Source organism: Dyella flagellata (assembly GCF_030160275.1).
In the GTDB taxonomy this organism is placed as follows: Bacteria; Pseudomonadota; Gammaproteobacteria; order Xanthomonadales; family Rhodanobacteraceae; genus Dyella_B; species Dyella_B flagellata.
In genome coordinates this window covers 24,682-39,744 of sequence record NZ_BSOA01000034.1, presented here as the reverse complement: position 1 = coordinate 39,744, position 15,063 = coordinate 24,682, and the positions used below count along the sequence as shown (strand labels likewise).

4 protein-coding genes (1 of these 4 only partly in view) are annotated in these 15,063 nt (G+C 61.5%); all 4 read left to right on the top strand.

Annotated features, from left to right (window positions below; all coding sequences use genetic code 11):
• The first annotated feature begins 54 nt into the window (after positions 1-54).
• Positions 55-2,139: a hypothetical protein gene (locus tag QQJ96_RS14530; protein WP_284332737.1), complete on the top strand. Its 2,085-nt coding sequence runs from the start codon at positions 55-57 to the stop codon at positions 2,137-2,139.
• A complete protein-coding gene (locus QQJ96_RS14525) occupies positions 2,132-4,120 on the top strand; it encodes a preprotein translocase subunit SecA (RefSeq protein WP_284332736.1) in 1,989 nt (662 codons plus the stop codon). The genes QQJ96_RS14530 and QQJ96_RS14525 overlap by 8 nt, the downstream gene beginning before the upstream one ends.
• Before the next feature lie 570 nt (positions 4,121-4,690).
• Complete coding sequence (locus QQJ96_RS14520; RefSeq protein ID WP_284332735.1) at positions 4,691-5,476, top strand: efflux RND transporter periplasmic adaptor subunit; 786 nt, start codon at positions 4,691-4,693, stop codon at positions 5,474-5,476.
• Positions 5,477-5,599: 123 nt separating this feature from the next.
• Positions 5,600-15,063 carry part of the coding region annotated (locus QQJ96_RS14515; protein ID WP_284332734.1) for a CARDB domain-containing protein on the top strand (this coding region is incomplete at its 3' end). Its footprint extends 24,681 nt past the window's final position, so 9,464 of the 34,145 annotated nt are shown.

Genomic DNA, 15,063 nt, shown 5'->3' with positions numbered 1-15,063 from the left:
CGCTCGCCTTTCAGCCCTTCCTGGCACAGCGTAGCCGCACTCAGGCCACGCCTGATGCCTTACGCCGCCGTGCAACGCGTGATCTTCCGCGGCCGGCCCTGGTACGTTGTGCAGGATCAAACCGGCGGCCGCGTCTACCGCCTCACCACCGCCGCTTATGCGCTGCTCGCCGGCATGGACGGCCGTACCACGGTACAAACGCTGTGGGAACGCGCCAACGCCTCCGAATCCCGCGACGCCTGCACGCAACCGGAAGTGGTGGACCTGCTCACCCAGCTGCACGCCGCCGACCTATTGCAAACCGACGTCGCGCCCGATTCGGCCGAATCCCTGGATCGCTATCGCCGCAAGCGCTGGGACACCATCAAGCAATGGCTACTCAATCCGATGAGCCTGAAACTGCCCTTGCTCAATCCCGACCGCCTACTCAGCGCGCTCAGCCCCTATTTACGCTGGTGCTTTGGTCCGATCGGCGCCCTGCTCTGGCTGGCTGCGGTGCTGCCGGCGATGCTGCTCGCCGCCCAGCATTGGACCGAACTCACGCACAATCTCTCCGACCGCGTGCTGTCGTCCAGCAACCTGCTGGAGATGCTTGCGGTCTATCCGGTGGTGAAGCTGTTGCACGAATTGGGGCACGGCTTCGCTGTGAAGCGCTGGGGCGGCAGCGTGCGCGAACTAGGGCTGATGTTCCTGATCTTCGCGCCGGTGCCCTATGTCGAGGCGTCGTCCTCGGCCGCCTTTCCATCCAAGTACCATCGCGCCCTGGTCGCCGCCGCGGGCATCCTGGTGGAAGTGTTCCTGGCTTCGCTGGCGCTCTACGTGTGGCTGCTTGCCGAAGAGGGCGTGGTGCGCGCCCTTGCCTACAACGTGATGATCATCGGCGGCGTTTCCACCTTGCTGGTCAACGGCAATCCGCTGCTGCGCTACGACGGCTACTACATCCTCAGCGACCTGATCGAAATTCCCAACCTGGCGCAACGCGGCCAGGCCTGGTGGGCCTATCTGCTGGACCGCTACGCCTTCAGCTCCAGCGATGCCGTCAAACCGGACGAAACTCGCGCAGAACAATGCTGGCTGTTCATCTACACTCCGCTGGCCTGGGTTTACCGCACTTTCGTCACCGTCTCGGTGATTTTCCTGGTCGCCGGAAAATTCTTTGTGTTCGGCGTGGCGATGGCCTGCTGGAGCGCTTTCAGCCTGATCGGCATGCCGTTGCGCAAAGGCTGGCAACATCTCAACAGCGCCGCGTCACTGCAGCACTGCCGCAGCCGCGCGATGCGCCGTACCGCCTTGGCGATTGGTTCGCTGTTAGCACTGCTGCTTTGCGTGCCGGTGCCACTGTATACACCCGCGCTTGGCGTAGTGTGGCTGCCCGATCAATCCATGCTGCACGCCGGCGAGAACGGCTTCTTTGCCAACTGGCTGGTAGCGCCAGGGCAATCCGTGCATGCCGGGCAGCCCGTCTATCTTCTGAGCAACCGGCAACTGCAAGCGGACCTGGCGGTCAATCGCGCCAAATACGCGCAAGCGCAAGCCCACTACGACGCGGATCAATTCACCGATCCGGTCAAGGCCTCCGTATCCGGCCGCCAACTGCAGGAAGCCCGCGAAGTGCTGGACCGCACCGAGCAACGCACCAAGCGACTAGTGGGCAGCGCAGCCAGCCTTGGCCGCCTGATGGCCGCCACGCCGCAAGACATGCCGGGGCGCTATTTCAAGAAAGGCGACCTACTGGGCTACGTACTCGACCGCCAGGCCTTGATCGTACGCGTGGTGGTGCAACAGGACGATATCGACCTGGTGCATGAGCGTCTTACCGGCGTGCGCTTGCGGCTCAGCGATTCGCTGGGCCAGGTTTACTCCTCGCACGTCGTGCGCAGTTTTCCTGGCGGCGTCGAAGAGCTGCCTACCGCGGCGCTGGGCCTCAATGCAGGCGGCACGGTGCCCACGCAGCCCAACGATCCGAATGGCCTGAAGACCCTGCGACGCGTATTCATCGTGGATCTCGCTTTGCCGGAAGGCGTAACGCCGATGTTCGGCGAACGCGTGCACGTACGTTTCGAGCACGGATCGGAGTCCTTGGCCAGGCAAGGATGGCGGCGTCTGCGGCAGGTGTTCCTGAGTCATTTCAATGTCTAGCCAGCGCGTATCCGACGTTCGCGCCCTACTCGCGGGCCGCGACGTTCAAGTTGGTGACGGCCCCTATCTGGAACGCCTCGATCCCAAGCGATCCGTCTGGGAGGACCACCTGCGCGCATGGCTTGATCAGCTACCGCGCATCGATCGCACAGGCGCATTCCTGGAAGCGGCCAATGCCTGCGAAGCCGAGGCGCATGCATCCAGCGACAGCACACTGCGCGAACGGCTTCACCACATAGCGCAGCAGATGCATCGCCACGGTTTCACCGATCCGCTGCTCGCACTAGCCTTCGCGCAAATCCGCGAAGCTTCGCGCCGCACGCTGGGCATGCGCCACCACGATGTGCAGCTGTTGGCCGGCCGGGCGCTGATGCAAGGCCGTCTTGCGGAAATGGCCACCGGCGAGGGCAAGACCCTCGCCGCCACCCTGGCCGCCGTCACCGCCGCCATCACTGGTGCCGCGGTCCACGTCGTCACCGTCAACGACTACCTGGCCGAACGCGATGCCGAACACAACGCGCCACTGTTCGCCTTCCTTGATCTCAGCGTCGGCGTAGTACTGCAGGACATGGACATCGCCAAGCGGCGCGACGCCTATGCCTGCAATATCGCCTATGTTTCCAACAAAGAACTCACCTTCGACTACCTGAAGGACTGCATCGCGCTCGGTGAAGCCTCGCGCACCCACCAGCAATTGCGCGAGCTGGCCGGCGGCCGCCACGCCGAAGCGCCCATCCTGCGCGGCCTGCATATCGCGATCATCGATGAAGCCGACAGCGTGCTGATCGATGAAGCCAGCACACCGCTGATCATTTCCGAGACGCTGCCCGATGACCTGGAGCCGGCCATCTATACGCAAGCGATCGAACTGGCGCGCACACTCCAACGCGGGGCGGATTTCGAACTCGGCGCGCATCGCGACATCTGGCTGACGGCAGCCGGCAAGCAACGCGTCCGCGAACTTACCAGCGAACACGGAGGCTTGTGGCGCTCCGCACTATGGCGCGACGAATTCGCGCAGAAAGCGCTATCGGCGGTGAATTGCTTCCAGCGCGACCAACACTACATCCTGGCCGAAGACAAGGTGCAGATCGTCGACGAATCCACCGGCCGAGTGATGCCCGACCGTACCTGGGAGCGCGGCCTGCACCAGATGATCGAATCCAAGGAAGGCTGCCAGATCACCGGCCAGCGCCGCACGCTCGCGCAAATCACCTATCAGCGTTTCTTCGGACGCTACCTGCACTTATGCGGCATGACCGGTACCGCCCAGGAAGTCGCCAAGGAAATCAAACGTAGCTACGATCTGTCGGTTACGCGCATCCCCACCCACCGACCCAGCAAGCGCAAGCCCCTGGCCGACCACTTGTGTCGGCACGACGAACAGCGCTGGATCGACGTCGCCCATCGCGCCGCCGCGATGGCAGCCCAGGGCCGCGCCGTACTGATCGGCACGCGTTCGGTGGAGGCTTCCGAACGATTGAGCGCCGAACTGATACGCAACGAAGTTGCGCATACCGTCCTCAACGCACGCCAGGACCAAACCGAAGCGGAAACGGTGGCGCAGGCCGGCCAAGCCGGCCGCATCATGGTCGCCACCAACATGGCCGGCCGAGGCACTGACATCAAACTCGCCGACGCCGTGCGCGAAGCCGGTGGACTGCATGTCATCCTCACCGAGTTCCACGAATCGGCGCGCGTGGATCGCCAGTTGTTCGGCCGCTGCGCGCGACAAGGCGATCCGGGCACCACCGAAGCCATCGTCAACATCGATGACGAACTGTTCCGCCGTTTCGCACCCGTAGCCCTGCGCTGGCTTTTACGCGCATTGGCCGGCAAGCAACAACGCAACTTGCGCCGGATCGTGGCATGGATCCAAAACCGCGCCGAGCGTCATTACCGCAAGCAGCGGCTCGATACGATGCGGCGTGACGAGCAATGGCGGCGAGCACTGGGATTCGTGGGCAAGACCAGAAAGTAACGATCAGCCCCTGATCCGGTTTATTTGACTTATATCGAGTAAAACAATCGACCCCGAAAACAATCCTGGCTGCATTCCAGCTACTTGCCGCATGCTTGGCACCTCAAACGGCGAACCCCGCCTAAACACGTACCTTGCGGCAAGCTTGCGTTGCTTGGTTGCGGAAAAACGCGCTCGCGCCATTCGATCGGAAACCCTACGCTGCAAGGTAGGGTTTTATTTCGCCCATCCGTCTTAAAAATCGTTGCGGCTTGCCTTTCGTTTTATATGGGCCAATAGCAAGTGACTACGCCATTGAGCAAACCGGGTGAACTGATACTTGCAGCAAGCTTGCAAAAACAACCCCTGCAATACCAATCATAAAACTGCAACGCAATTCTTTGTTGCTGTTCACACAATCGCACGGTAATTTACGCGGGTCATGACAGGGGGTGTCGAGTGGTTCGATGCTCATGGCTGCAATACACACGGAGATAGGCGGTTGTGGAACCCGGTTTTGGGTTGGCCTGTGCACGGCACAGGAAGCCAGGCGGGCTGCGGAGGTCCATTGCCGCAGCCGTTTGGGGGAGCTTGTTCGCGATAGCTCCTGCGTGGTCGAACGCAACAGATTCGTATGACTGCCTGATCGAGCCCGCGCAAACGGTGGAGCTTGGCACACCGGTCGGCGGACTGCTTGAACATGTCATGGTCAAGCGCGGTGACAAGATCACGCGCAATGAAGTGTTGGCGAATCTGGAGTCGCACGTCGAACAGACCGCGGCCGAGCTTGCCCACTACAAATCCCAGTTGAACGGCCCTACCGAGCTTGCGCAAAGCAAGATCGAATTCTCGCAACGCAAATTCGAGCGCCGCCACGACCTGGCGCAAGCGCAACTGATGGCCAAGCAAGACAGCGACGACGCCGAGTCGGAACTGAGGCAGGCACAAGCCGAACTCACCGAAGCCAAGGAAAACCGCGAAGTCGCGCGACTCGATTACCTGCATGAAATGAGTCAGCTCAATCTGCGCACCATCCGCAGCCCGTTCGACGGTGTGGTGGTGGACCAGATGATGTGGCCCGGCGAAATCGTCGAACCAGGCGCCACCAAACACGCTGTACTGAAAGTCGCGCAATTGAATCCGCTGCGCGTCAGGGCAGTGCTGCCCCTACGCGCCTTCGGCACGACTCACCTCGGCATGGCCGCTTCGGTCGTCTCCGAAATTGAGCCTGGCACGCCGTACGCTGCCAAGGTCAGCAGTGTCGATCGCATTGTCGACGCAGCCAGCGGCACCTTCGTGGTCTTCATGGATTTGCCCAATCCAAAACTTGAATTGCCCGCGGGCGTCAAGTGCAAGGTCACGCTGCGCGTGAAATAACCGCGCGCACCACTCAACACGCTTTGCCGTCATGCCGAGCGGCTTTCGCCGGCCTGACGACTAGCCACCAAGCTCACCTTTTCAGCAGCCCTAGCGAGCTGCCACATCAAACAGGGAACCCGTATGGAAAACGGCATCATCGGTAACCAGGCCAACGCCCCCCAGGACAGCACCGAGCGCAGCACACCTGCGATCCGCTTCGAAGCACTCGAACCACGCGTGCTGCTGTCGGGTGACGTCAATCCCGCCGCGATTTCCATCAACGGATCCCTGAGCCAGCCCGGCCAGCAGAATCATTATCAGTTCACCGTGCAGGACGACAAGCGCGTCGTCTTCGACAGCCTGACCAACCGTAGCGATATCAGCTGGTCGCTTACCGGTCCCAATGGCCGGGTGGCCAGCCATACTTTCTCCGACGACAACCAGCCGTTCCTTGATCTGACGGCCGGCACCTACACCATGACGATCAACGCTTCCGGCGACGCCACCGGCGCATATGCCATGCGTATCGTCGACGCCAGCGCCGCCGCCCCGCTTACCCCAGGCAGCAAGATCAGCGACACGCTCGTACAAGGCAATGAAATCAGCGTGTACAGCTTCGATGCCACGGCAGGCCAGAAATTCTATTTCAGCGCCGGCGGCGTGCAGTCCAGCGCCAACTACTCCTATGTCAACTGGCGCCTGATCGATCCTTATGGCCGCCAGGAAGGCTACGTCAACGATCTCAGCTCCAACCAAGGCCCGTTTGCCGTGCAACGCAGCGGCGAATACTTGCTGCTGGTAGAAGGCGCTCAGAGCAATACCGCCCCTGTCAACTACTCGTTCACGCTCAATCCCGTCAACGACACACAGAACGCCTTGACGCTGGACCAAGCCACTACCGGCGCCCTCACCCAACCGGGCCAGACCGCCAATTACAACTTCACGCTCAGCGCCAACACCTCGGTGCTGTTCGATCGCCTGAGTAACGACGGCTTCAACTGGTCGTTGCTCGGACCGAACGGCCAGATCGTGCAAAATCGTCATTCGTATCAGGAGCAGCCGGGCGCGCTCCAGCTGGTTGCCGGCAACTACACCTTGTCGATCAACTACGATGGCAGCAATACCGGCCACTACGCTTTTCGCCTGCTTACGGCGGCTTCGACGCAAGCCCTCAGCACCAACACCGCGGTCTCGGACAGCCTCGACAACCCCTACGGCTCCCACCTCTACAAAGTTTCACTCAGTCAAGGGCAAAAGCTGTACCTCAACGGCCAATCACCGGCCGGTGGGAGCGTCAACTGGCGCCTGCTCGACCCCTATGGAGTGCAGATAAGCAACGGCACGTTGGGGAATAACGGCGATCCATTCACCGCCACCGTTGCCGGCGATTACTGGCTGGTCATGCAAGGCAGCCCTGGCAACGCGGCTACGGCTTCGGTGAGCTATGGCTTTCAGCTAGATAGCGTGCCGGATCTGGCCGCCGCATTGACACTGGGCACCAGCACCTCCGGCAGCATCGCCCTGCCCGGCCAGTCTACGATCTACAGCTTCCATCTCGCCGCAGCCACGCAACTGGCCTTCGACACACAGAGCACGCGCAACGACATCGTGTGGTCGCTCACCGGTCCCAACGGGCAACTGGTGCAGCAGCGCTCGCTGGGCCGAAGTGACGGTAGCAACGCATACAGCGTGGTCACGGCACCGGCTGGCGATTACACACTCACCGTGCAGGGCTCCAGCAATGCCACGGGCGCCTACGCCTTCAGCTTGGACGATCTCGCCAGTGCTGCAGCGCTGACGCGGGGCACGCCCGTGAGCGGCACCCTCAACCCGGGCAATGCCACCGCGGCCTACCGCTTCACCGCGCAGGCCGGTGACAATGTAAAGCTGCACAGCATCAGCGTCACCGGGGGCAGCGCCACGTGGCGCCTCGTCGACGCCTACGGTCGCGACGTTGCCGGCGCCAACAATCTGGCCAGCGACAGCAACGCCATCAGTCTCGCCCTGGGCGGCAGCTACACCTTGCTGATCGAAGGCGCGACGGGCAATACCGCAGCGCTCAACTATCAAGTGGAATTGGATACCACCGGCAATGTCGCACCGGCGCCGCTGCCGGCAGGCGATACGCTGACGCTGGGCAGCCCCACTGCAGGCAGCCTTGCGGCATGGAATACCACCAAGACCTATCGCTTCACGCTGGCCAATGCCACGCAGTTGCTGTTCGATACCACCTCGCCTTCCAATAGCAACGCAGTGTGGACGCTCGTCGGACCACGCGGCATCGAATTCAATCAGAGCAGCGTTTGGAACACCGCTTCCATCCTAAACCTGCCTGCCGGCGACTACGCGCTGACCTTACAGGGCTCCCAGTATTCCTGGAACTATTCCGACAACGGCGCCTATGCCTTCCAGGTCGTGGACACCTCCACCCTGCCGATGGTGCAATTGGGCCAGGCGACCACGCTGAGCCGTTCGCCAGCCAGCGCCACCGCAGGTTGCCGCATCCAGGCCAGTGCCGGCACCAAGCTGGTGCTCAACGGCAGCTTCAACTACTACAACACCTGGGAGCTGGTCGACGCCTACGGCCATATCCTGCCGTCGCAACAAGGCGACACGCCAGGCAACATCTACAGCATTCCCGCTACTGGCATCTACACATTGTTGGACGTCGGCTATAAATATGACGGCACGTCAGCGCGTACCGACAGCTTTACGCTTAGCCAGCAAGACGTCAGCACTCAGCCGCTCAGCTTCAACGATACCCTCAGCGGCACCCTTGCCGGGCGCCAAAGCCTGGCCCAATACACCTTCACCCTGGCTCAGCCGCAGACGCTCACCCTGGATGCATTGCTCAATGCCAATGGCCAGCGCCCAGGCAACCTGCAATGGCTCATACGCTCCAGCAGTGGCGCCACTTACGGTTGGAACAGCTTCAACGCCAGCGTTTCGCAATTCCTGCCGGCCGGCCAGTACACCCTGGTGCTGGGCAACACCACCGACACCTCCAGCAACTTTTCGTTCCGGCTGCGCAATCGTGATTCGGCGCAGGCGCTGACGCTCGATACACCGGTACAGGCTACAGTGGCCGGCGACCAGGTGAGCATGTACCGTTTCACCGCCAATGCCGGCGATCACTACTACTACCATGGCAGCCAGGGTGGTTATGGCGTGACCTGGGCGCTGATGCGTGCTGACGGCTATACCGTCAGCAGCGGCTATAGCTCCAACGACACGCAGGATATCCCGATCACCACCAGCGGCGAATACATGCTGGTGTTTTCGCATACCTACTATTCGACGGCCGCCGCTACGGTCGGGTTTACCTTTGGCCATCGCATCACCACGACGTCCGCTCTGACGCTGGGAGCGAACACCACCGGCAGCATCACGCAAGCCGGCCAAAGCATGCAGTACAGCTTTACGCTCAATGCGCCGACCACGGTGCTGATGAATCCCTCCACCCTGGATGGTTATAACCTGCAATGGAGCCTCACCGGCCCCCGCGGCACGGAGAACTCACTACAGAGTTTCAGCAACGGCCCGCAACTGATGTCGCTGCCCACCGGCACCTATGTATTGACGATAGGCTATGGCGATCTATCCACCGGCAATTTCGATTTCAGCCTGGCCGACACCGCAACCATGCCGGCGATTGCGATCGATCAATCGACGCATGCCGCCTTTACCGGCAATGGCCAGGCACAGAGTTTCGTGCTCAATGTCCCCGCTGACGGCAGCTACAGCATGGACGTTCCGCCCTACGCCGGCAGCAACGCCTTGTGGCGTATCCGCAATTCGCAAGGACAGAACGTCACCAACAGCTGGATTTCCAATGGCAGCAGCGCTCCCTTCCAGCTGAGCGCCGGGCAATATCTGCTGACCTGGGAAGCCCCCAGCACACCCAGCATGTCGGTCGATTTCGCGCTACGGCACATCGTCACCGTCGCCCAGCCGCTGACCCTGGGCACGCCCGTAAGCGGAGCCATCGCCAATATTGGCCAGCGCCAGGAATACGACTTCACGCTCAGCGCGCCTACTCGCGTGCTGTTCGACAGTTTGAGCGCGCGCAGCGATATTACCTGGGAACTGCTCGGCCCAGATGGCACCCTCATTCAACCGACCACGCTGGGCGGCACACAAGGCAGCAGCGCTGCCGATCCCATTGCACTGAACGCCATCGGCAACTATCAGCTGCTGATCGTCCCGGTGGGCCATGCCACCGGTAACTTCGGCTTCAACCTGCTCGACCTGGCCGCCGCGCCCGCCTTCGTCACCGGCACCGCGCAATCGATCAAGCTGGTCCCCGGCAATAGCAGCACGGCCTACACCATCAGCGCGCACGCCGGTGATTACCTGAGCTTGCAGCTCGACAGCCTGACGGGAGGCAACGCCAGCGTTACGCTGGTCGATGCCAACGGCAACAAGATCCTCGCCACCACCGGGCTCACCGGTACAAGCAGCTTCACGCTGGCGTTGCCACACGATGGCCTCTATCGACTGATTGTGGCCGGCGACGTCGCCAACACCACCGAAACCGACATCACTTACGATGCCAAGCTGACCACGCCACAACAGGCCACTCTTGCGCTGGGATCGGACATCCAGGGCAGCACGAGCACGGTCGGCGTACCCGACTCGTACCGCATCACGCTCAACACGCCTACCAAGCTCTTCATCGACGGTCTCTCCGGTCCCAATCAGCAGTGGACGCTCCGCTCCAGCAATGGCAACGTGGTCGCCACCGGCCAGCTTGGAGCGATTTCGCCACTAGTGCTCACGCCGGACGTGTATACGCTGCAAGTTCAGGCCAATAGCAGCGGTGCACTGGGTGCCTACGGCTTGCGCGTGGTCGACCTCTCCAGCGCCACCGCCCTGCCACTTGGCCAGTCCACGCAAGGCAGCATCGTCGACGGCCATGCGTTGGTCTACAGCGTTACCGCAACCACCGATCAGGCTGCGCTATCCCTGCAGGTCGATGCGGCGGCCAATGCCGGCGCGCGGATCAGCGTTTACGACGGCGCCTGCAATCTTTTGGCATCTGGCACGAATGCGCTGGCGCTCACCAGCATTGCCAATGGCGTTGCCAGCGGTATCACTCGCTACGTCGTGATCGACGGTGGTAGTGCCGCCACCTATACGCTAACCGCCACGCAAGGCGCTGCATCGGGCTCCACCACTAGTTCCAGCGCTTTGAACCTGGGTGCCTCGATCAATGGCAACCTGGCATCGATCGGCGACAGCAAAACCTATCGCCTCACCATCGGCTACGGCCAGCAACTGCCGTTCGCCCAACTGCTGCACGACCTCGGCTCCAACGGCATCCATTGGCAGCTCACGGCGGTCGGCGCGACGACCGCCGCGCCCTGGCAGGACCAGAATCCGGCCTATTACCAAAGCCTTCTGCCCACCGCAGGCGATTACAACCTCACCATTGCCGCCACCGCCAACAACGCAAGCTATGCGCTGCAAACGATCGACAGCGTGCAGGCACCCATGCTTGGCAATGCACCTGCCAACGGCACGCTGGCGGTCGGGCAGCAGGCCATTGTGTATCGCTACAGCCAGGACAATCCGGCTGCATTGAGCATCAATCTGAGCGGCGCCAACAACTGGTCTGTGTACGACACGCAAGGCAACCTGCTTGCGAGTGGAACAGCCGGCACTGCCATCGATACGCCACTACTCAACGTCGGCAACTATGTACTGCTGATCAGCCGCACCTCCACCGCAGCTAGCGTCGCCTACACGCTCAACGTTCAGCCGCAACCACTGCCTGTCGCCAGTGAAACCGCTCCCACCACCGGCACATTGAGCGGCAGCGTGCCGTTGAATGTCTATCGCCTGGACCTGACGTCCTCCACGTTGCTTCAATTGCATAACGCCGGCTCCAACCAAGGATTGCGTTGGAGCCTTGCGCCGGTTGGCCGCGCACCCAACTGGAGTGCGCTCGGCATCGACACGCAGCCCCAGATGTATAACCCGGGCGAATACCAACTGTGGATCAGCGGCAACGGCAATACCGTCAACTACGCTTTGCAGTTGTTGAACTTGAGCGCCGCGCCGCAGCTGTCGGGAGCCACAATCGGTAGCCTGGCAGGTGGGCAGAGCGCCGCCGCCTACAGCATCAATCTCTCACACGATTCGGCCATCCATCTCAGCTTCGGGGCAGGTACGCCGCCCGCCTTGCGCTGGACCTTGTTGAATAGCTGGGGCGCTACGCTCGCATCCGGCCAAACGGGCGCAAACGTCGATGTGGCCGCGCAGCGCGCTGGCCAATACATCCTGCTAATCGAAGGCCAGCCCGCGGCCGGCAGCACCCCTAGCGACGTGGCCTACACGGTTACCGCCACGCCCTTTACCGCCCCAGCAATCAGCCTGGGCCAGACGATCACTGGCGTCCTGGACAGCAACAACCCGCAAACCAGCTTCCACCTCAGTTTGCCTGCCGGCGGCCAGGTGCTGCTCTATGACACCGGCAGCGACAGTGGCATCAACGCCTACATGCTGCAGAACGTTCAAATGGCTACGCCGTTCGGCAATGGCGGCCTTTATAGGCTTGCCGCTGGCGAAAACGATGTTGTCATCAGCGGTAGTGCCAGTAGCCTGAATTATCAGTTCGCGGTGCTGGATTTCGCGAATGCACCCGTTTTGACGTCCAGCACGGCGACGCAGACGCAATTGGACGCCGGCGCAAACGCCGCGATTTACAGCCTCAGTAGCGACGGCGTATCGCCGCTGCAATTCGGCGCGACAGCCGGCACCGGGACCGGTATCGGCTGGAAGCTGTACAACAGTAACGGCAACGTCGTCACCAGCAACAGCCAAGGCGGCTACGCCACGCAGGTTTTGGCAAGCGGAGATTATCGCCTGGTGGTATACCGTTCTGCCGCAGGCAGTACCGCCCTGCCGTATTCGGTACTGGCCAGTACCGTGGCCATGCCCACCACCGCAATTGTGTTGGGTGCCAAGCAAGCGCTGACGCTGGATTCATCCACGGCGTACCGCGCGAACTACAGTTTTACGCTCACGACGCCCAAACGCCTGTGGCTGGCCGCGCCGGACGCGAATACACCCTACATCGGGTACAGCCTGGTCGATGCGCTGGGCAATGTGGTCGATAGAGGCAGCTTGGGCAATGGCCCGCTCAAGCTGGCGGCAGGTAGCTATACGCTGCGCTTCGATGGCAGCAACAACAACACTGCTATCAGTACCGACTTCCGCCTGCTGGACGTAGATGCGGGTGCATCCCTGGTCACCGGCACACCAGCCTCTCTGTCGATCGCCTCCCCCGGCGACGTGCAGGTACTGCATATCGCCGCCAATCCCGGCGACGTACTCAATCTCACCGCCTCGGCCAGCAATAGCGGCACCGATGCCCTTAATGCCTACTGGATGGTGCTCGATCCGGACGGCAGCGAGGTTCTGTCCAATTATGCCGGGCGGACAGCGAGCAACAGTTCGCTGCAGATCAAGGAGGCGGGCAACTATACGTTGATCGTCGCCAACGTCAACGAGGCGCTGACCGCCACCTTCAGTACTACGCTGCAAAGCCACACCAACATTCTGCCAGTCAGCACTACGCCGCTGACACTCGGCCAGGATACGAAGCTGACGCTCAACCCATCCATGGCGCAGCGCTACAGCTTCCATCTCGACACCACGTCCTTGCTCGACATCACGGGCAGCTCCACCGTGGGCAGTGCGAACTGGGTGCTACGCGATGCCAACGGCATCGTCCAGAGCGGCTGGCTTAACCCCAGCCGGCCGTACATCAGCTACACGCCTCTGGCAGCCGGCGACTACAGCCTTGAGCTGACTTATAACAACGACACCACCCCCACCAACATCGACTTGACGGTCGCCACCCAGGCACAGGCAACGGTCGCCGGATCGGGGCCGGTGGTTGTACCTACCAATACACCAGGCATCTATGCATTCAACGTTAGCGCCGGCCAGGATTACTACTTCACCCATTCATATGGCCTGAGCTACACCGTGTACCGCCAGGACATGTCCACGGCCTTTTCGGGCTTTAGCGGCGACATGCAGCAGTTGCATGCCGACGCGAACGGCACCTGGTACGTGGTCATAGGCGGCGGTGGTGGTGGCGGCGGAAATTTCGCAGTCACCCACACCGTTGTCCGCAATTCGTCACTGTATATCTCGACGGCAAGCACGCTCACCTTAGGTCAAGTCGCCAACGGCTCGATTGCCTCAGGAGGTACGGACGTCTACAAGCTGTCGGTGACGGCCAATTCGCTCGTCGGCATCGGTCTGCCGTCGGGCCTCATGTATACCTTGCAAGGCCCGGGTATCAATGGGCAGCGCCTTTTCAATGGTAATGACCCCATTCAATTGGCCGCCGGCAGCTACACCCTTACCGTGGTGAACGGCAGCCCCAATGCCGTTACCTACAATTTGCTGTTCCAAACCCTCGACAGCAGCGCGCCTCTAATCACGCCGGACGCCAGCGGCAGCGTAACCTTCAACGCCGCCGGACTGGCGGTCTATCGCATTGCGGGCAAAGCCAATCAGCAGCTTTACTACGCACCCCAGGATGGCGAGGACGGCCAGGCACATTGGACGCTGTACGATGCCAATGGCAACTACGTATGGGGCGACGCCTCCAACGCCACCGATGCGCTTGCACCGTTGCCTGCCGACGGCACCTACTATGTGGTGTGGAATCTTGATCCAGGCACCACCAACCTCAGCGGCGGCAACGTCAGCTATGCCTATCAGTTCAACAGCACGCCACCGAAGAGCGTTACGCCGATCAGCCTTGGCAGCACGCAATCCATTACGGCGACCGGGCTTGCAACCACGCAACTGTATAGCTTCACGCTAAGCGCGCCGACCCGCGTAGTGCTGGGCAGCTTGAGTGCTGACACGTCGTTCAGCTGGCTTCTCAGTGGACAGTCCGGCGGCCATTGGAATGCCAACAGCAGCGTGCCAGCCGTATTTCAATTGCCAGCGGGCACGTACCAGTTGGCTGTGCGCCCCGATGCCAACAACACCAACGGCCATTTGTCGTTCGAGCTTGGTGATGCCGCCAGCGCCACGACAATCAGCATCGACAACCCCGTGAGCGACAATGTCGCGCCAGGCAGCATGCGTCTTTACAGCCTCGAAGGCGTAGCCGGCAGCACGCTGCATTATTCACCCACGAGCTTGGGTGGCCTCACCGGCAGCTGGAGCTTGATCGACCTCAACGGCAGCATCTTGGCCAGCGGCGATATCGGCTCGGCGCAGGACATCACCCTGCAGACCAGCGAACGATATCTCTTGGCCTGGCATGTCAATAGCGCTGCCACTACCACGCCGGTAGCCGTGCAATTTGCGCTCGACACCGCCACTACGGCACTGGGAGCGCCGGTTAGGCTGACGCCCGGCAGCAGCTTCGCCTTCCATCTCTCTACCGCAACGCATGTGCTGATAGATATTGGGCAGCTGCTGTACAACAACATGCCCTGGACGATCACCAGCCACGGACAGCAAATCACCAGCGGCTTTGCTACCTCGCAGCAGGGCTTCGTGGTGGCATTGCCGGCTGGCGACTATCAATTCAATGCGCAAGGCAGCAACTACTACAACGCCAACTTGCG